We start from the raw sequence: 21,017 nt of genomic DNA, 5'->3' as shown, positions 1-21,017 counted from the left end.
AACTAACGCATTTTAACATTAACCTTCGGTGCCTGTACCGGCATCTGAATCTGGAGGTTGGCCGGCGATGTCATCGTTTTGACCTGATCCATCAGTATACCTGCCCGGCCGACCAAATCTGCCGGATAGCCTAGATTTTTCTTCTGTTGTACCATATTCTTGAATAGGGTGTTCATACCCGTAGTCACCCCCACGCCACTCTGGTGATGGATGGTCATCTTGACGGTAAACACCTTTTTCGGCTGCCCCATATTGGCCAGTACCACCGAGTTCGCAACAGCCTGTGCCGAAAAGAGTGTCGAATATTTTTTCGTATTCAATAAAATAGACGATACCATACCCGATTCCGTTTTCTGGTCGCTTGCCGGATTCAGATCCGCGGCATGCGACTCCGCTTTCGGCGGTGTCCCGTAGTTGTTCTCACTGTAATTAACACCAAAGAGATCCTGCCCCATGATATCGCTCAAATGCGGAAAGATATTCTCTGTATACGAATCAATACCTCCCGTAATTGGGTTCCAGGGCATAGTCATCATATTGATGTTCAACTCGTAACTGCTTCCGAAGGCCTGCCGTACAAAGTCACGGAAGATCCGATCCAATTCGGTTACATTCTGCGCATGATCGTAGGCCATACCCGGATAATTACGCGACAGTTTTGCGGCCGTATTGGTATTTCCTACGTTTGGAAACACCTGCCCGATGGTCCAGGTATCGTCGTCCAGTTTATTGAAGTACTCGTCTCCCGTAAACTCGTAAGTTACATGCATGGCCGTCACCGAACGAATCGACGAATCGAACCAGTTAAAGTTGGTCAGATTTACCTGTTGATCCTGCTGTAGACTGGCTTCCATACCGTTGACGGTTAACTTATTTATTTTTAACGCATTGTACTTATCCTTAAAAGTCTTGGATTGGCCTGTATTAAAGTACCAGGAGAATACTTCATGCTCCCCCGGCCCCATACGCAGGGCATTTTCCATCAGTTTGCGGCTGTTGATCCTCGCCGTACCACCAGCAACCAAGCCTTCGCCCGCCATGGATAGGCTACTTACCGCCGACAGCATGGTTCCACCCTGTGTGTTGGCAGCAGGCGCCGCAGTAGGCTGCCCTTTCAGATACATACGGATGGCGTAATTGTTATTCTCAGCCAAAGTAGGCATGGCGAAATTCCAATTGGTACGATCGCCTGTATGGAGCGGCACTTCCAATTTAGACACCTCCGTCGCACCCGAAGCCATATTCACGATACGAACCGTTGCCTGTGGCGATGAGATATTTGTATCAAACGTATTGTTATCCGGTGAATATCCCCTCGAAAGCTTTAGGAAAGAAGATACATTCGACATGGTCTGCGCGGGCAACGAGCGGTGCCTGTGTACCGGGAGAATATCGACAAGGTGCTCCAACGAGATTTTCTTCGGCCCGTTGTCTGTCGTGAATGTCGAATCTTTCCTGTCTATATAAATGATTCGCGTACCTGTCACCAAGACGTCTCTAAACGTCTGCTCTGCCAGATTATCTTTCAATGTTTCCATTGTACCACGGCCCTGCTTTAGGTCAGGAAAATACTTCGCTTTCGCCGTTACATCAATTTTGTAATTGGTTTTCCTTTTCAACAGGTCGCCACCAGATTTTAAAGCCAGCTTATAAAGCGGACTTGATCGTCTGTACGGACTATTTTCAGGTAATGCGGTGAGCCCCATGGCCAAGTCAAAATCGGACCGATCGAAAACGGTATTTCCATTTTCCGACACATTTATGGTTACATATTCCGGACGGAAGCGGAATAGATCGTAGGCGACCGATTTGATATTTCCATCCTTATCCGTTGTTGTGATCGGCACAATAAAATCCTTATTCAGCGGAAAGTTGAAGGACACCGCAGCCTGCGCCGCCGTACTCACATTGCCCCCACCCGGATAGATATCTGCTATAAGTTTCAGCTCGCGGTTCGTTGTGGAGTTATCACATACGGTACCCACCGTAAACTTGATATTGAATCGACCCGAAATCAATCCATCCAGCACCGCGAAACGGCCACCGAGGATACCCCGCACGTAGAGCGGTGCAGGCCCACCCAGCTCTGCAGCGGCACCTAGTCCTGCCCGCACGAATTCAATATCCTTTTTGAATCCAAATACGCGGACACGAACCCCACAGGCTGCCTCTGCTCCGATATAAGCCTGCCCCCGGGCGTACCAGGATCCTGCAGGCTGCCCGCATTCGGGCTTATCCCGCTGCAGTATACTCACATCAAACCCAACGCCGGCATACAGGCTTGCGTAGAAAATAAGAAACTTCGGATCCGCCTTTAGCTCCGTGAGCGCACCGAATATCATCCCTTTACCCGAACTCACCAGCTGCTCATTCCGGCTATTTTTGACCGATTCATAACTTCGGTCATTATCAAATCCGTTGGCATTATCCCCATTGCTACTTACGCCCATAATCTCCCTGATACGATCGGGTAGCGGCGGCATCGGATCGATCATATTTCCAACCTGAAAATACGCATCGGATTGAATAAAGTCACTCATAAAAGAGATCCTATTTGGTTGTTGCGGTCTGGGACGTCCCATCCGAAAATACCAGATCGTCCCCTTTTCCGATCCCGGATTCGCCGCAAGCGTATTTTCGATGTAAAATTCCATAGTACCCTGTGCTGATAAGGCAAGTGGGGTTACGCCTCTAATGTATTCCAGACTATAGCCAAAGCCCGCCTCAAACTTATGAAAGAGACCGTTGAGCATATTTATTTTCAGATACATATGTGCTCTGGCCATAGCTTTATCATAGCGTTGCAAAAAGTCGGAATCGGTACCCGTTAGAATAGCTGCCCGGCCGTCCAATCCAAAGTATTCAAAGCCATGGCTGCCATTAAAACGGATATCCATGGCCAGTTGCCCTTCCAAGGTATTGCGACTGGATAACCCGAAGTAGACACCGGCTATCACGCCAAAACGTCCGCCCTGCGATCCATCCGGTGTATATTTGGTTCCTGAGAAGCTGGTCATCTGAATCAAGGTCGGATCCGTCGTTTCTTTATCATCGGTCGCAGGCATCGATGCGCCTACGCTATTCCTTCGGGCAGATGTATCCTGATTCATGTTGTAATATACCCCGCCAGCAAAACCGTACAAAGCCGTACCGGGGAATAACGGGATGCCGGAATTTCCTAAATCCACCAATGCATCGATGTAGAAATATTGGAAATTGCTGGTCCCTACCCGGCTTCCAAAGAGCGCTTGCATACCAATCTTCATTCCTGCACCCGGTAATACCACATTCAGCCGACCGCCTAATCCGTAGTCCCGAAGATTCCCGCCCACATCGATATCATGGTAATATACGGCACCTTCAACATTCATCGGGCCCAGTTTCGCTTTGGCTTCCAATTCCACTTTTTCAATTTTACCGCGCACCGCCTTCCAGAATTTACGGCCGTTCTTTGCCAAGCCATCCAGTTCGCCGTATACTTTAAAATCGATACTGGCTTTGGGTATAAAATTGACGTTGTTTACCAACTGCATGGCTGCACCGAAGCGAAATCCAACCTGGTTACCCTCTAAAAAGGGATGTACCGCTGTTTCCGCCAGCTCAAAGCCCAGCACGCTGCTGCTTCCACCGGCAGCTACTAACACCTCATCCACCGCGCTGTAGTGGTAAGGCCCTTTTCGTTGGCTGCTGGCCAACATATCGCTAAAGTCGGCGTGCTCCCGCATCCAACCCATATCGTCCCCACCCGTGTGGAAATCAATCTGCCCCGGATCAAATAGCGGTGCACGCGAAGAAATTTTCATATTCTGGAACGTCAGTTCGCCCAGGGTCAGCTTCGGCAGTTTCGCGATATCCGTCTGAAACTTCATATCGCCATGCAATGTCGCTGTAGCGATAAAACCCTCACCATCCACCCGCACCAAAATATTGGAAGACGAACTGATATTAACTTTTGTCCACAGGGCCTCAAACGCCAGATCCCTCCTCGCCGTCGCCGTGAACTGGAATGCCATAGACTCTCCAGCAGGCTTGGTCAAGGTGCAGGTATAGTCGATCTGGTTATTTTGATTCGTTGCATTGCTTCCCGACGGCGGCAATACCAGCTTGCCGGCCAGGTAACTCTCTTTGAAACTATTTTTCCAAAAGTTGAGCCCCACCTCATCGATGGACAAGAACCAACCATCCAGACTGCCATTGCCAATGCCTAAGATGTCCTTGGCCACGATCTGCCCACAGATCCCTTCTTGGTAAATGATATTCGTGGCTTCTATCTGTACGCGGTCGCCCGAAAGCTGTTGTATGGCCTGTGGCAGGTATACCGCGATGGCCGGAATAAAAAATCCGGTCCAGTTGTTATCGATCAGGATCGGCGCGTCTTTCGGATCACCGGATTCGATACGATCCGGCATATTTTCCGCGTTGTGCAGATCGGAATGGTCATAGATTATTTTTGTCGTCGTACCCGTTTTTCCAAACTGGATATCGCTGACGGCGCCCACCTTAAAGGCATCGATATCCACCACAGCAACCCAGTCTGCCCAACTGGTTTCGGTCGATGCCGTTAGTTTTACTTTCAGGGGTTCATTGGTTGTAGCATCCAGTAGTGGCGCACCCTGCGGAAACTGGTAGGTTGCCGCAATGTGCAGCACCTTAAAGCCCTTGCTGTCGAACACCAGCTTGGTGCCCTCGTTGCCACCGTTAAGGGTTATGCCCAACGGTCCCAGCGGTGCATCTTCACTTAGCAGCAGCGTGGCTTCGCCACAGAGATCCTGCGGATTGATACAGATGCCACGGCCCGAGAACGCCACTTTCATATTGGCATCGGGCATATTCATCACGGCCACGGCCTCCATCCAAGCCTGTGTCGAATTGAAGAAAATATGGGTTACCCCTACCGTGAAAGCGCCCTTATCTATTCCGAGCGGCAGTTCCATACCGATCGAACTGACCGACTGATTTACACTGGACACCAATTGGTCCCTATTGTTTTTAAAATATTGATCAAGTTGATCGACCTGCCGCGAATCCAGAGGAACCGTATTCAGATCCGGATTATCCATTGTGGGAATAAAACCGAAATCCGAGCGGGTGATCCCTTTCACCATTCCCTCCAGCAGTTGATAGCTGCTGTTAATGGAGACCCCCGAGAATTCTACGCGTAGCTTGATGGCAGCAGAAATCTGTCCGATTACAGGTAGCGCAATTGTTCCCGTACCGCTCAATTTACCACCGGTATTTTGCACGGTCAACACATTCATTTCAAACTGGTTTACCTTGATCTTACGCTCGCCTGCCTGTTGCAGGATCAGGTCGTTTGCCGCATTGCCGGTCGGTTGCGTGATATTACAGCTTGCGCATATGGGGGTGGCTCCCGCCGGAATCTGCGCCATGATGGTCTGCGGCACCACCGGTTGCAACGGAGCCCGTTCCTGATAGGTAAATTCGACGACTTCACTTTGTCCCTGGTTTCGAAAACTTGTTTTGCCCAAAGGATCAACCGCCTGAACCATTAAGGCATATCTTCTTCCGGGAATTAGTTTCGGATCAGCAGGTCCATACAATAGCGTATTGGTTTGCACCACCCGATCAAAAAAAGGCGGACTAAAGGCCGTCCGCATGGCATCATTGGCGTTGATATCCCCGAAGATCTCGACCAGCTTCACCCGATAATTGGGCATCACCGGGCCTCCAGGCGAGGTGCTCCAAGTTATCGGAAACGCCTGTGCCGCATTCTCCGTGATAACCTGCTCGTTGTGTGGCGCGATAACACGGGGCGGTTCGACACTCGATATAATCAATGGCGAGCAGCCGATAGGCTGTGCCGGGCTCAACGGTTGCAAGGTCGTATAATCCAATGCCTGAATACAGATCTGATAGGTACCTTCCTGCAATCCTACCCCTCTGGTGAAGTCTGCCTGGCTGATGCCCGTATATTCGATTTGATTGTGATCAAACAGGGGTACAATGTCATTTCCATTCAAATTCAGGATCTGCCCCGGATTTAAGGTAACCGGTGCCGGACTTCTAAAACCCGGACGGATCCAAACAGCGACCCCGTTATTGCCTGTGATCGTACCTGTGAGCTGAATCTGCTGGACAGCCGTAGACGTATTGCTTACCGTGAGCAACATCAGCTCGGGCCGCGACGCGTAATCGGCGATGCGGCTTTGATAAGGCGGCATTACGCGCAGCTGCACGTTGATCTGCGCAGAGGCCGTACTAAAAAGCACGCATACAAATGCAATGCATATCTTTATTTTTTCCATAATCCAAAATTGATCTGGTAGGCCAGCTCGCCACGCGATTCGGCAAATGCCGGATATCCGCCCACGACAGCTGAGCCAGGGTTATTTTTTGTCCAGTAAAAAGAAGCGCGGAGGGTCTGTATCTTATTCAGGGTGTACGAGAGGTTTCCGGATCCATTGATAATAAGCGAATGGCTTCCCTGATTCTTACCGCGCATGATGTTACAGTTGGCACTGGTCAATAATTTTTTGTCTAAGAACGCATACGAAGCCCCTACCGATCCCCCTGCATAGCTCGTTTTCAGGTCTACGCTTTTTAGATCGCTGTAGTTGAGACTGGCATACATGTTCAACATCTTTTTGGGAAAGCCGATGTTGTAATTCAACAGGTACTGCATCGTCGAGATATCCCTGCTGGGGGCATCGGCACCGTAGTACGAATTGTAATCGTTCATATCCGACCGGGCCACCGTACCCAATATCATGTGGGTCACCTCTTCGCGCAGGATGGTATAGCGCGGCATCAGACTCAGGCTATTCGTAGTCTGCACGATCTTAAGCGAATCCGCGAAGCGCAGGGTATTGGGGCGTTGGTTATTCGAAAAATTGGTAAAATAGGCATCTATACCAAACTGGGTATTGATATCTGCAGATACATTGGCATTACCGATGACCCGCCTGGTGGTCGATGTCTTCTGTAGGTTGACATTATCCTGCTCAATACCCAGGCTTCCGGTACCCCGGATTTTGCCCGCCCATAGCGTGAAGCTGGGACTGATCGTGATGTTTTCGACATCGTTGGTAAAAAAATAAGCACCCATGGATTTAAACTCGGGCTCAATCCGGCGGTAAGCCACCTTCAGGCCGTAATTCTTTGCCATATACCCTACCCCCGCACTAAATGCGAGGAACCACTCGGTGGTACCGTTGATATCGATCAGGCCGCTTAATTTTTGCAACGCCGGATCATCGATCTCCTCAAATTGAATAGGCGAATTCAAATCCCTCGTGTAGAGCGAGATGGCCCCATCGCTTTCAAAATAAAAACGCCGGAACAGCTTTATTTTACCACCATATCCCAGTACCGAATTTGCGGCCGCAAATAGCTTATCGCTATGCGGCATCAGCTGGTCGGCTACTGAATTGGAATCATCCTTCGCATGCAGAAAACTGAGGTCGAAATAATTTTCGTTGGTGCCATAGCCCAGCTTGGCGGCGAAACCTTTCCGATTAAAGGCATAAGGTACCAATGACTGTGAAGTCGTATCGATCACCGTCGCCTTATTGAGGCGCCCATACATAAAGCCGACGCGTAGTTTGCCGGGTTTCAATTCAAAACCACCGCCCAGCATGGTGTGCCCCGCTAAAGTATAGGGCGAAAAATTGACACTGCGGTGTCCGACATGCAGAGTGATCCATTTATAGGTCGGGCTCATGCCATACTGGTTGAAAGGCTGTTGAAAGGACTTGTTCTCCCGGCTGACCGCAAAGCTCATCGGCACAGTCCAGCCATAGAATGTGGCCGTGGGACTACCGCTCAACAGGTACGTAAAGGGCTGCATGCGGTTTTGTATACCAGAGGCATTGTAAAACATACCCCTAAGTTCCAGGCTCCCCTGAAATTGAAAAGGCTTTTGTTCGCGCAGTGTTGTCAAATCCTGTGCAAAACCAGTTTGCACAAGATTGAACAAGAGTATGAACAACAGATAATAAATCGTTTTCATGAATATGAGGTTGGATAGATCCGCTAATCAGGGATATGGAATGCGGCCTTCACCTGGTTAAAATCCCGGAGGTTTATTTTAGCGCTTGCCGCAATACTGCCCGGAATCAAGACATACCGAAAGGCATGGTGGCCGTCAATAACCAGTGTACCGCTTGAATAGATAAAAATATTTCCGGTCTGGGCCATAAAATAGATATAGGCATTGCTTGACTCCCCACTAATCTGTTCGACAAATTCAGTAGTCTTACTTAAAAATCTTCTGTACACCAAAATCTGTCCGCGATTTATAATATCTTCCGTAAGCCGTGGGGCAGAAATTCCATATCCGGCCTGTATATATTCATCCGCCAGGTACCAATCACTATAAATCACATTTGCTGTCCCCGGCTCACCGTCTTTACCCGGAGGGCCTTGTGGACCGGCAGGGCCCCGCAGATTGAGCGGTGTGCCCCAGCTCGTGGCGGTCTTCGGGCCGTAAAAATTTGCGTTGCTGGTATTCACGTAAAAATCCCCCGTACGTCCCAGGGCAAGTGCGGGCGCCGCCGTACCGCTTAGTACGGTTGCCCCCGCTGCACCTGTAGCACCCGTTGCGCCTTTCAAGCTAGTCGGGTTACCCCATCCCGCATTTGTTTTAGGCCCGTAGAAATCGCCTGTCAACGCGCGGAAGTAATAATCGCCTAGCGCGCCTAGACCCGCAGCCGGTACCGCTGCACCGCTGATGATGGTCGAACCATTCTCGCCTTTGGGGCCTACAGCACCTTTTAAATTAACCGGTGTACCCCAGCCGGTACCGGTCTTCGGGCCGTAAAAATTTGCCGTACCCGTCTGGAAATAGAAATCTCCAAGGGCGCCAGCCGAAGCAGCGGGCACTGCCGTTCCGCTCCATATCTTCGTACCATCGGCACCACTGGGCCCCGTTGGCCCCGGATTTCCCGGTTGGCCATCTGCACCGACGGCACCCCGTAAGTTGGTGGGGTTCCCCCATCCTTCCGTTAGTTTTGGCCCATAAAAATCACTTGTGGTCACGCGGTAATAATAATCACCCGGTGTACCCAGATCCGAAGCCGGAGCCGTGGTTCCGCTATAAATGGTTGAACCATCCAATCCTTCGATCCCTTGCGGGCCCACAACACCTTCCTTAGTACAGTTGGTAATCCCCACAAAAACGAAGAGAAGCACGAGAATCCCCGAAAAACGTAATAATATTTTCATAGTCGATATATATTTGTTCAGATTAGTAATCAAAAAGTTAAACCCTAATTATGATTTAAATATATACCGTAAAAAAAAGGTGTTTTTCGAAAATGAGTAAACAGGGTGTTTCAATGATTGAATACCTACTTTCAAAAAGAGAAGGCTTTTACATCATATACGGGAAAGGCCTTCTTGCCCTACACCTTTCCTTTCGGAATACTATACCATTTACGTAGTTTTTCGACATCTGCTTCGCGGAAGCGAACCCCTTTTTCACCCTTTTTTACTTCGGGCAACAGTTCCTGTTGGCGTAGTGCCCGAAGTGTGCCTCGCGTAATGCCTAATCTAGCACAGGCATCATCTATGGTTAAAAGCGGTTCTCCATCGTCTACGTCCAATACCGAAATCTCTTCGGCAAGTGGTACATCTTCGGAACTGACAGGCTGGAAATCGGGATCATATTTGGTATAGTGGGCTATGAGGTTATACATTTTGGTCAAAACAGTAAGGCACTGCTCGACCCGCTCAATTAAAATTAAGAGAGATTTAATCATGGTCTTTGCTTTAGGACCATCCAAGTACAAGCACAGAAGCTCCCTAATATTGGTTAGCGCAATCCAAAAACGACCAAGTTAATTACACTACATTACGGAAATCCTCCATAGATAGTTGGGTTTATAAAACCCTAATTTACTAAAATTTAGCTACGTGTCTTGTCCGTGCAAGAATAATTCTACGGTAAAGGTGCTATCCTCTTTATATACCATCGTACATCTGTTTTGAAATTTTCAAGATCTAGTATCGGGTATCCCACTAGTTGACCTTCTCCATGAAATGTTATCGCTCCTCCGCGTCTTATATCTAAATGATCTAAACCAACATCAGAAAGTTTACTTCTTGGAATAAATAGCTCACTTTCTTTCGCTGAACTGCCAAACGTTAAAATAGGCTGATGTTCACAGAGAATCAGCAAATTATTTGCAGAGGTATCTATTTTAAGTTGTTTAAGTTCAATAATAATTTTTCGAACCTCTTGTTGAAATGCTAAGGCATCCTCATAAGATATGTTTCCTTTATTGAGATAAGTTAATTTAACTTGCTTCATAAGTGCATTATTTAAATACTATCGTATCAGAAGATATGTTCCCTTGTTCTGTTTGCAGTACCCTTATCGTTCGTTCTGATAAGGGCACTGCTGATAATAGATTACAGAAGTAAGTTATTCAGTTTCCTCCATTTCAATTTGAGGAGGCATTAATTTATACATAACCGGTGTGACGATCCTTGACAGGATAGTTGAGCTTATAAGGCCCCCGATAAGTACAATTGCCAATGGTGCTATTTGCGGATTCGGATTCAAGGCAATCGGGATCAGCCCACATATAGCGGTTATCGATGTAAGCACAACAGGCAAAAATCGTGTTTCGCCCGCGGTATGAATAGCTTCATCTATACTGTGTCCTTTTGCTCTTAGTTGATTGGTAAAATCAACGAGCAGTAACGAATTCTTAACCTGAATCCCAGATAAACCTATGAAACCAATAATCGAGACTAAGGACATCGGATTTCCGGTTAGGAGCAAAAATATTACACCTCCCAGCACACCCAATGGTATGATGGATAAAACAATAATTATCCCTTTAAAAGTTTTGAATTGTAACAGTAAAACGGCTACAAAAAGGAATGCACTTAAAATAATGACGGAAAGGAAATTGCCGCCAAGCGCGTCTCCTTCCGATTCCGCTTCCCCAGATAATTTATAATAATACCCTTTCGGAAATTCCATTTTGTCGAGTTCCGGAACAATATCTTTCAATATATCATTGGCATAGAAATTATCCTTTGACAATGATGTTACTTTTGCAAAGCGTGACTTATTGAAATGGTTGATCGCTGTGGGAGACGTCTCAAATCCGATACTGGCGACCTGATCAACCTGTATCGGCGCGCCATGCATGTTATTCACATATAGATTCTTTAAAGCATCGAGATTGGAGAATTTTTCTCTCGGCACTGTTATCACGACGTTTCTGGCATCTCCACGATCATCAATATAATCGCCAACGTTTAACCCGGCAACAGCCAACCTGATCACCTTATCTATATCGCTGGTCAATACACCCAAAGTGCGGGCTTTTTCCTTATTAATTGTAATTTTTATATCTGATTTATAGGTATTAAGTTCATTGTTTGTAAAAAATGTACCCGGATGCTTTCGCAGTAGCTCTTCTACTTTAAACGAAAGCGACCGCAAGGTATCTTGGTTATCGCCAAATACCCTTACCACAATATTAGCTTCAATTGGTGTCCCCTGCTCAAAGTCCTTCACCTCAATTCGGGCATAGGGAAAATCCTGAAACTTGGTCCGAAGTTTTTTGATCAGTTCGGTTTTTGCAATCGGACTCGCGTCGTCATCCATCTGTACAAAAACCTGGGCAAAATCGGGTTTGATATCCTGCTGATGAACGTTGTAATAAATCTGGGGATTGCCTTTTCCTACATTTGATGTATAATAAACAATCTCTTCGTGTTTTTTCAATTCATTCTCCACCAATTTGGTCACCCGGTCACTTTCTGGAATATCAGCCTGCAAGGGCATCTTTATATTCACTAAAAACATCGGTTTCTCGGAGGTTGGAAAGAGTTTGAAACCCGCAAGAGGGAATAATAAAAATGCCAGGACGCTTAATGCGATTGATATGCCGATCGTTACCTTTGGCCACTTTAGGGCAAGCGGCATTATTCTACGATAGGAAAAGGTCAGGAATTTTTGTAAATTCTTCAAAAAGAAATTGCCCTCTCCGTGGGTATGCGTTTTCAAGATCTTGCTTCCCACAAATGGCACCAAGGTTAGGGCAACGATCATCGATGCCAAGACGCTGGTGATTATCGCGACCGGCAGACTGCGAATAAATTCTCCGGCCATATCAGGCAGAAAGGCGAGCGGCAAAAATGCTATGATCAACGTGGCGGTACAACCTACCACGGCCATACCAATCTGTTTGGTACCTTTTAGAACAGCATCCTTGATGGAATGTCCTTCCCTAAGCCAACGTTCTATATTTTCGACCACCACAATACTGTCGTCAACCAACAAGCCCAAGGCCACGACCAAGCCTACGATGCTCAATTGATTAAGCGAAAAGCCCATCATGTTCATCGCGATAAGACCTAGCGCAAGCGAAAGCGGGATAGAGATCATTACAATCACGGACGCTCTAAAGCCCAATGGAAGTAGGGTGATGACAACTAAAAGGATGGCCAGACCAAAATCAAAACCCAGGTGTCCCAATCTTTTCGCAACCATATCTGCCTGATCAAAGTTCTTGACCATTTTTATGTTCTCAGGCAAACTGTTGCTAAATTCCTCCAGCACAGGGGTGTATTCTTTTTTTACTTTACTGATGTCCACATCATCTTTCATGGCAGCGTTTACGAGTATACAACGATGTCCGTTGATACGCGTGATATGGCTAACGACACCATCCTTATAACTAACGTGGGCAACATCTTTCAGGTAGACTATTTTTCCATTAGCATTATAAATAACCGTATTGGCTACATCGTCCACATTTTTGAATTTACCACTGGTTTTTACATTGAAAACTTTATCGTCCAGGTTGATGCTCCCGCCCGGAATATCTGCCGCTTCGCTTTGTAAGCTGCCAATAACCAGATTTAAGGGTATTTTCAATTGGGCCAATTTATCCAATTGCATGTCGATCCGAATTTCCTGCTCCGGCATACCCGAATAGTTAACTTCCCGAAGATTGGTTATCTTTTCCAGTTTCGTTTTAAGGATATCTGCCTGATCTCTCAGTACCTTGGACGAAGCGGTGTTGGATATCAATGCCGTTTGAATGATTTTCACATCAGCAGAAGAAATTTTTTCCGTTTTAATCAAATAGATATCCTTCGGGAGCGCGCCGTTTTTAAGTGCATTTATTTCGGTCGATATCTCCTGGTATTTATTGTCCACATCTACGCCATACTTAAATTTAATCTGGATCGCAGCTACCCCATCCTCGATTGTGGTGAGAATTTTATCGATATTTTCGAGTCCGTATATTTTGTTTTCGATAGGTTTTACGACCTGTTCTTCCATATCCTTTGGACTCGTGCCCGGGTAAATAACTGTTACCAGGTATTGTGGCGGATTAGTGGTGGGATCTTCCGACCGTGGCATGTTGAATAGCGTAAGCAACCCCACGACCGATATCAAAACGAATATGATAAGGGTAAACTGGTAATTTTTTACAGCAAAATTTGTAATTTTCATTTTTGTACAGTTTACTTGATTATTTTAATAGTGGACTGCTCGTTCAGGTAAGCACTGTTGGAAATAACAATCTGATTTATTCCCTCAAGGTTGCCACGCAGGTATACCCCGTCATTTTCAAACTTCATAATGTTTACGGGAATTTTCTTTACGCGGTTTGCACCGACTGCCGTAAACACGAAGCCCTTGTTGCCATCTGCCTCCACTAATGAACTGAACGGAATGACAACGGCATTTTCCTCCTCACTGATGGCTATTTCTGCTCGCCCGAACATGCCCACAGGAGGAACAACTTTTTGAAGCTGTAGCTTCACCTCTACCTGGAAAGAACCGATCTCGCTATCTGCCGACTGCAGCTTTCGGAATACCGCTGCTTCAAAAAGCTGATCTGGATAACCATCCAATCTAACCTGTGCAGGTTGACCGACCTTAATTGCGGCCCATTCCACGTCCGTTACACCGACTTTAAGAAGATAGCTGGCATTATGCTGCACGGAGTTGGTTAGCAGTACCGGCATCCCCCCTCCCACTACTTCTCCTTCGCTGGCAATTTTCTTGGTTACAAAACCGTCAGATGCGGCATATATTTTTGCGTGGCGCTCATCAAATGCAACAGCCTCTTTGGCCTGCTTGGCAACTTCAAGGGCGGTCCTTGTGTTTTGCAGCTGCTCCAAGGTAAAGACACTGTCCCTATAAAGATTGATCGCCCGATCATAGTCGCGTTGGGCTTTTTCGACCCCTAGACCGGATTGTGCCAGGCCAGCTGCTATCTCGGTGGCATTAAGTGTAGCCAGCAATTGGCCTTTGCGGAAAAATTCTCCTTCATGTATCAGTATACGGCTGATGATGCCACCAATCTTAAAGGAATAGTTTGCCTGGTCTTCAGTACTGACCAGCCCCGTAGCTTGTATCGTGCTCGGCACGTTTAATGAGGAGACAGGGGCAACCTTTACGGCTATAACATCGGGCTCACCAAGTGGATTTATATTTTTAGGGTGCTCATTGCACGAGAACAGAAATAATGCAGAAGCAACGATCGCAAATTGATTTTTTTTCATGTGTTTATTATTGTATGTTAAAACTAGCGTTTGCGCGTTCGATGGCAGAAAATGATATCCAGGTATCGAAAAGCGCAATGTTTGCCTGGAGCTGCGAATCGATCCATTGGTTTTGGGCATCCAGCAGCTCGATATAGATAGCCATCCCTTCCTTATACAGTTTGGACATATCGTGGTAATAAATCTGGCTGGTATTTAACTGGCTCTGGGCAGCATGGTACTGGGCAATTGCCCGTTGCATATTGGCCTGCCGGACTTTGAGCTCTGTAAAGAGCTGTTGCTCCACATAATCGGTCTGAGATGCAATAGCATGCTGCTCGGCAATAGTCTGTTTGATTCGATAGTTGTTCTTTCCCGAGGCAAACAGGTTCCATTCTAACGAAATGCCAAACAAGTAATACCGGGAATCCCTATTGAATTTCAAGTCAAAAGCCTGCGACCCCAAGTCTAGATTGGCCCCGATCTTCGGAATGAGGTATGACCTTGCCAGCCCCGTTAGATCTTCATTGATATTCTTTGCTATCATTAGTTTTGAGAGTTCTTCACGGTTACTGATATTATCAGCCCGTAATAAATCGTCTGCGGGGAGATCCGAAATTTCATCAACGGAAATATCATCTGATAAAGGGCGGTTCAGCAGAAAATTAAAGTAGTATTGTGCAGATTCCTGCGTTTTTATTGCCTCGACGATAGCAGCCTCTATTTTTGAAACTTCATTTTGGCTTCTGACCACAGCGGTTCGGTTTATCTTTCCATTATCGAAAAGACTTCTGTTAACCCGCTCTCCCTCGGTTACCAGTTTTAAGTAAGACTGATATATTTGCACGGCATTTGTTGCCTTCAGATAATTATAGTAGGCTGTTTTGATTTCCTTCACCAGTTCCCGCTTGTAGAGAAGTACCTCTGTTTTCTGAAGATCGATCTGTTTCGACTTGATCTTTTTATTATAGCGAAGTTCCGCATTCAGAATGGGCTGGGTTATGCGAAATTTTGCATCGTAGAAATTGTCTGGATTCAATAATTCCCGCTGGTTCTGTAGCTGTGGAAAGGAGTTGCTTCCCGTAAGTTGATTAAGCGTGGCGTACACGTTATTCATCAGATCACCCACCGGAATGTCTATTGTACGGCCACCATCCGCTTTCGTGTATGTCGTAGAAAAAGCGACATTGGGCAAAAACATACTTTTTGCTTCTCCCAGTGCGTATACATTCTTTTCCAGAATAAAATTCTGTTGATTTATACTTTGGTTTGACGCAATCCCCTGCCTGATATAGCTGTCCAATTTGGTTTGCGCGGTGGCTACAATTGGGGTGAAAATAGTGTAGACTATGCAACACCAAAATAGATTTTTTTGAAAAATATTAATCATTGTAATAATTTTAAACAGTGTTCAATTTTTGAGCAAAAAAAAGGATTATCCTTTTTCCAGTAAAGAAACAAAACACTCATATCCATATTTCATTAGGTCTTCATTTGACTTATTTTGAAAACTTGCCGTACGGTCTTTACAGAACAATGCACATATTCCGTGAAGCGACGAAAGGAGCATAAAGGAAAAATATTCCTGATCCATTCCGACAAATCTACCTTCTGCCTGACATTCTTTGACCAGCTCCAAGAGATGATTGATCGCTTCCTGCGCAATTTTGAAGCCTCCTTCCGTAGATTCCTTTGCAGGTTCTTCTACCATAAACATAAGATTATAATAATCTTTATTATCCTGTGCAAACTGAATGAACACCCTTCCAACTGCCTTCAGTCGCTCGAAGGGGTCAGCTACTTTATCCAATATCTTCAACTGGGCAAGTAATAACCTAAATCCCTCCTTATGAAGCTCGTGAAATATTTCGCTCTTGTCCTTGAAATGAAAATAGATCATTCCAGGGCTATAATTGATTTCGCTTGCAATATTTCGCATACTGGTCTTTTCATACCCCTTATCTAGAAATATCTTACGTGCCGCATCCAGAATGCGCTTCTGCATGTCTTGTTTTTCTTCTTGTTTTCTCTCCGCTATACCCATACCGTACTAAAATAAATTCGTCTTTAAAATTTGTTCTCCGGAATGCACCATTTAATGTGGCAATCCCGGGCTTAGTTGGCCCATAATGTTTACTGCCGCTTTTCTGCTCAAAAATCTGAAGCCAAAAAGCATCATTCTGTTTTTAAACCCTTGAACAATTCTTGGCTTGTTTCTGTTATTCAGCGCATTGATTAGTTCATCAGCTACTTCTGCGACAGAAGAGACAACAAATTTAGGAAACACGCTGGTTTCCCGTCCAGCATTGGAATGAAAATCCGAATCGGCAGCGCCTGGATTAAAGCCTGTCACAAATATACCCTTATTTTTAAATTCGTACCAAAGGGATTCTGAAAAGTTGGCTACAAAACCTTTTGTCGCTGCATACACCGCACCACCTGGCAGCGATGAGTGCGCAAGCAATGACCCAACATTTACCAAAGCATTACCGGGCTTCGCATGGTTTAAAAAAGCATACGATAAGCTTACCACTGCGTCCATATTTAGCACCATGGAGTCTAACTGCTCTTCAAGCGATATTTCAACGAATTTGCCATATGCACCGGCACCGGCATTATTGATGAGTAAGTCATAGCCGTGCGTGCTGACTTGATTGCTGACTTTTTGGATATCTTCCTTTTTTGTCAGATCTGCTACCAGAATAGTATGGGTATCTGTTCCCAATAGCTCTTGAAGCGATTTGAGTTTTTGTTCATTCCGTGCTACCAAAGTGAGCCGATAATCCTGGGCTGCAAGACGTTTTGCAACCTCAAAGCCTATGCCTCCACTTGCGCCTGTTATTAATGCTGTTTTCATTTCATGAAAAATTAAAAATATTTACGCCACAAATGTATTGAACACTGTTCAATAAAACAAAACCATTTTACAAAAATGATTTTATTATTACATCTCGAACATTTTTTTTCTACTTATTTTTTTTGGCCGTCGGCGTGCAGGTACGCCTTCGTTTCATATAATTCGATAACTTTTCGCTGCGCTTCCGCCAGAATTTTTAATCGGGCTATTTCCTCGCTTTTTGTTTCTAGGCTGAGAATTAGATTTTTTATCTGGGGGTCAAGTACGTTCATTTGATTTTCAAACAAATCTCCGATGATATTATTGTCGAGATAGTATACGAACAAATTATAATTGAGTAGTTCTGAAATTTTAATCAGCTTTTTAATATCGATGGAATGGTTTTGATAAATTTCTTCCAACTCCTTATCACTTATTTCAAGATAAGCAACTAGGACATCTGTCTTAATTTCTTTTTCTTTGACAAGGCCCCGAATTACTTCTCCAATATGCCATGCGTTAGCATTTTGTCTGTTTTCTGATTTGTCCATTTCCAAATATGTAATAGTATTGGTTACTAAATGTATCAAACCCAAGGAGCTTGAAGTGAGCGTAAAAATTATTTATACCGATTAATCAATTATTGATAATGCTATTCTTAATTGATTCAACTATTTGCTCAAAAGATTGATCTGTTCCAATTCTTGAAAGAATGGGTATCATCGCCACTGCGCTCATTATTTCCGTCGCTTTTATAAGAGGTGTTGTGGCAAAAACCATTTGTTCTCTTTTCAAGCCGTCTTCAAGAATAGATTGCAACCAATTGATCAATAATTCGTAGAAGGATTTTAGTTCATCTTTTACCCGGCTATCCATGCTATTGATATCCGATAAAAGAGCTACGACCAAACATATTTTTCCTTGTCGCGCCAAAGACAAATAGAAATCCATAAACACGTCTAGTTTTTTTAAAGGTGTGCTGGCCTCCACCGCGGATATTATTTCATTTTGCTTTACACAAGCATCTTGTAGAAGCGATAGGATAAGATCAGATTTGGTTGGGAAATGGTAATGTATTGACGAAGTCTTAATGCCAATCTTTTTGGAAATATCTTTATAGCTAAAAGCATTGTACCCATCACGCATGACCAGTTCGGCTGTAACTTCTAATATTTTGTCTCTCGTATCCATTGTCTACCTATCTATAGATAGACAAACTTAGATAAATTTGACTTTATATGCAATTATAATCGTGTTACATATAAAGTCAAATTTTCGATCTCTCCTCTGCCTTTGAAATTCTATTTATAGAGGAAATATATTAATTTAATTAACATCTCTTCATCCATCAATAGGAAAAAAGAGTTTTTTAAAATACCTCAACCGTTAACGGTATTTTTCCTGTTGGCCTCGGATCTTTAGCTACGTGTCTTCTCCATGCAAGAATAATTCTACGGTAAAGGTGCTTTCATCTCTACGGATATGGATCTGATTTTCGGGATGAAGTAGCTTCAGCGTCTCTTCCATATGCTCCAGCTGACCGAGCCCCTGCTTCACCTCCGGCAATGGCCGCTTGGCCACATGGTTAAAAACAACAATATGTACCCCACTATCGTTCCATGGATTTATGGTCAAGCTTGCAGGCGTTGCCTGCTGTGTAATGATGCCGTACTGGCAGGTATTTTCCAATAGATTAAAGATGAGCAGCGCCGGGATCCTGCGGGCTAGCGTAGACCGATCGATGTGTTGCTCGATATAAATCGCTTTACTTTTGCGGATAATATAGATCAACAGTAGGCGATCAACCTGTTCGAGTTCATCCACCAAAGAGACGAACAGCTGATTTTCAAGCGCCATATAAAAACGGGATATGGTACCTAATATTTCGATCGCCTTGCTCGCTTCGGGGTGCTGTATACGATTTAGTTCCTCAATAGTCGTCAACGTATTAAATACAAGATGTGGCGTTAAGCGCTGCTGATTCCATTTAAAAAGTGCGTCGCGTAGCTGCTTCTCCAGTTCCATTGAGGCTTCATGCTCTCTCGCGCGTTCCGCCAATAATTGCGCCTCTTGCTCCTGGAAGGCTTCACGCTCTCTTGCACGTTCCACTTCCAGTTGTTCCTCTCGCTTCTTAGAAGCTGCACGTTGTTTCCGGCCGTTAAAAGCGCTGCGTAGAAAAAAGTGGAAAAGCCCCAATCCACTCGGAATCAAAAATGTAAACGTTATATGGTAAAAGTTGCTGATATAGAAACTTTTTAGGCCGGTAAACTCTAGCGCCCCCTGCCAAAAGCTGAAGGCGATGATGGCGATCGTAAACACCATCAATTGTAGTGCATAGACGATAAACCACCACCGGATGCGAGACTTACGTAGCCGGGGAGCCATAAGCCAACGCGAACTCACAAAGATCCCGACGTGAAAGGCAAGAAGTGTAAAAAACTCCTTCGACCCCTGAATAGCATGTGGTGCAATTTGATAAAGATATAGCCAAAGCAACAGCAAGCCACCAACTGCGAGCGCTACCTTTAACTTCTTTAAGCTAGCTAGATTTTTTATGGGTACGCTATCCATCCAGCCCTTTCCGTTTTAAATAACGCCGATAATATGGCTTGCCTTTGGACGAGATGCCAAACGCCCATCCGGGGACGGTGACACCATCTTTTAAGTGATCGATGATAAACTTGACATGGACAAGCTGACTGGCATTGACGTACAAAAACAGGTTCGTGGATTCATATTCGCGATACAGGGCCATAATGCTCGTTTTCAGTCGGCCGGTCAAGACGATCTGTCCCTGTTGATTTAACGTATAGAAATGCACATAGTTGCCCGAACGCTCGACATAGAGCAGATCGGCGATGGCGATGCGAATGTCCCTATCGGTATGGTCTATATCTTCTTTTGTAACGGGCATAGCTTTTATATTTATATAAGTAGGAATCCGCACCGGGGCTTTGGGATTTCGTGGATTGATCAAATTTTCAATCGTCTCATTCAGTTCAGCCTGTGTGACAGATTTAGGCAATTTTGCATCCGCCAAGTGACTTTCTCCATCCAACGAATATTCGGGTTTGCCCGTATAAAGTATGACGCAGTCTGCACGTTCACGGAATAATCTGACGGCGTCCGTACCCCGCATACCCTCCATTACAATGTCGCAGAACACAAAATGAATCCGCTGTTCAGTGGCATCCAGGTAGTCAATGGCGTCCAAGGCAGCATCGAACTTCCCCACCACCTGTACTTTACCCGTAAGCTCGAGCTTATGGGCAAGATTACTGGCCGCATGAGGTTCATCATCCACAACAATAGCTAAGTAACATATCATTAATACTCCTTATTGGTTAATAAACTTTCAAGTTATAAAAAAAAATACCAAATCCGCATGTTTTCCGTCACTTTCTTCAAAATAAATTAAAAAAACAAAGAATTTAAGCGAATAAATACAAAAAATGTTATGAAGACAACTCAAATTACTATTGCAGGAATTGCACTGCTTACCCTTGCAATCCTCAGCGCGCTAAACGAAACGGCACAGACCACTTCTTTGTTGGAGAACGCAGAGATCATCTACCTGGCGGATGCAGATCCCGATGCGCTCAAAGGCGTATCCACGCGCCTTTTGTACCCCCAAGAACCAGACGACCGATGGCACGATGCGCCACTAATTGAGTATCTTGCCCGCAACGCGCAATAAGGT

The 21,017-nt window shown here is 45.3% G+C and carries 15 protein-coding genes; 1 reads left to right on the top strand and 14 read right to left on the bottom strand.

What is annotated here, in order from left to right; translation table 11 throughout:
* Positions 1 to 2: 2 nt before the first annotated feature.
* The 14 genes from C4F40_RS17405 to C4F40_RS17340 form a co-directional block, all read right to left on the bottom strand.
* Entirely contained in the window at positions 3 to 6,266 is a 6,264-nt protein-coding gene (locus tag C4F40_RS17405; protein WP_196940693.1) for a hypothetical protein, read from the bottom strand.
* Positions 6,254 to 7,969: a hypothetical protein gene (locus tag C4F40_RS17400; RefSeq protein ID WP_196940692.1), complete on the bottom strand. Its 1,716-nt coding sequence runs from the start codon at positions 7,967 to 7,969 to the stop codon at positions 6,254 to 6,256. The genes C4F40_RS17405 and C4F40_RS17400 overlap by 13 nt, the downstream gene beginning before the upstream one ends.
* Positions 7,970 to 7,992: 23 nt before the next feature.
* Positions 7,993 to 9,183, bottom strand: a complete 1,191-nt coding sequence (locus C4F40_RS17395) for a collagen-like domain-containing protein (RefSeq protein ID WP_196940691.1) — start codon at positions 9,181 to 9,183, stop codon at positions 7,993 to 7,995.
* 179 nt (positions 9,184 to 9,362) lie between these two features.
* On the bottom strand, positions 9,363 to 9,719 hold the full coding sequence (locus C4F40_RS17390) for a helix-turn-helix transcriptional regulator (protein WP_196940690.1): 357 nt from the start codon (positions 9,717 to 9,719) through the stop codon (positions 9,363 to 9,365).
* A 179-nt stretch (positions 9,720 to 9,898) separates the two neighbouring features.
* The gene (locus tag C4F40_RS17385; protein ID WP_196940689.1) at positions 9,899 to 10,270 is read right to left on the bottom strand and encodes a lipoyl protein ligase domain-containing protein; all 372 of its coding nucleotides are present in this window, start codon (positions 10,268 to 10,270) and stop codon (positions 9,899 to 9,901) included.
* Between the two features lie 114 nt (positions 10,271 to 10,384).
* Positions 10,385 to 13,444 (bottom strand): efflux RND transporter permease subunit, encoded by a 3,060-nt coding sequence (locus C4F40_RS17380; protein WP_196940688.1) that lies wholly within the window; start codon positions 13,442 to 13,444, stop codon positions 10,385 to 10,387.
* Between the two features lie 11 nt (positions 13,445 to 13,455).
* Positions 13,456 to 14,502 (bottom strand): efflux RND transporter periplasmic adaptor subunit, encoded by a 1,047-nt coding sequence (locus C4F40_RS17375; protein WP_196940687.1) that lies wholly within the window; start codon positions 14,500 to 14,502, stop codon positions 13,456 to 13,458.
* Between the two features lie 7 nt (positions 14,503 to 14,509).
* Entirely contained in the window at positions 14,510 to 15,871 is a 1,362-nt protein-coding gene (locus C4F40_RS17370) for a TolC family protein (protein WP_196940686.1), read from the bottom strand.
* 45 nt (positions 15,872 to 15,916) lie between these two features.
* The gene (locus tag C4F40_RS17365; protein ID WP_196940685.1) at positions 15,917 to 16,486 is read right to left on the bottom strand and encodes a TetR/AcrR family transcriptional regulator; all 570 of its coding nucleotides are present in this window, start codon (positions 16,484 to 16,486) and stop codon (positions 15,917 to 15,919) included.
* A 90-nt stretch (positions 16,487 to 16,576) separates the two neighbouring features.
* On the bottom strand, positions 16,577 to 17,338 hold the full coding sequence (locus C4F40_RS17360) for an SDR family NAD(P)-dependent oxidoreductase (protein ID WP_196940684.1): 762 nt from the start codon (positions 17,336 to 17,338) through the stop codon (positions 16,577 to 16,579).
* A 113-nt stretch (positions 17,339 to 17,451) separates the two neighbouring features.
* Positions 17,452 to 17,868, bottom strand: a complete 417-nt coding sequence (locus tag C4F40_RS17355) for a hypothetical protein (RefSeq protein WP_196940683.1) — start codon at positions 17,866 to 17,868, stop codon at positions 17,452 to 17,454.
* Positions 17,869 to 17,953: 85 nt separating this feature from the next.
* On the bottom strand, positions 17,954 to 18,508 hold the full coding sequence (locus C4F40_RS17350; protein ID WP_196940682.1) for a TetR/AcrR family transcriptional regulator: 555 nt from the start codon (positions 18,506 to 18,508) through the stop codon (positions 17,954 to 17,956).
* A gap of 231 nt (positions 18,509 to 18,739) precedes the next feature.
* Positions 18,740 to 19,888 (bottom strand): histidine kinase, encoded by a 1,149-nt coding sequence (locus C4F40_RS17345; protein ID WP_196940681.1) that lies wholly within the window; start codon positions 19,886 to 19,888, stop codon positions 18,740 to 18,742.
* Positions 19,881 to 20,645, bottom strand: coding sequence for a LytR/AlgR family response regulator transcription factor (locus C4F40_RS17340; protein WP_196940680.1), 765 nt, complete (start codon positions 20,643 to 20,645; stop codon positions 19,881 to 19,883). Before C4F40_RS17340 ends, C4F40_RS17345 begins: the two co-directional genes overlap by 8 nt.
* 129 nt (positions 20,646 to 20,774) lie before the next feature.
* Here C4F40_RS17340 and C4F40_RS17335 point away from each other — a divergent pair, with 129 nt between their 5' ends.
* Positions 20,775 to 21,014 (top strand): hypothetical protein, encoded by a 240-nt coding sequence (locus C4F40_RS17335; protein ID WP_196940679.1) that lies wholly within the window; start codon positions 20,775 to 20,777, stop codon positions 21,012 to 21,014.
* The last annotated feature ends 3 nt before the right edge of the window (positions 21,015 to 21,017 follow it).

The sequence above is a fragment of the Sphingobacterium pedocola genome, from assembly GCF_015209965.1.
Taxonomy (GTDB): Bacteria; Bacteroidota; Bacteroidia; order Sphingobacteriales; family Sphingobacteriaceae; genus Sphingobacterium; species Sphingobacterium pedocola.
Note: the sequence above shows the minus strand (reverse complement) of the source record. Positions and strands in the feature narration are given on the sequence as shown.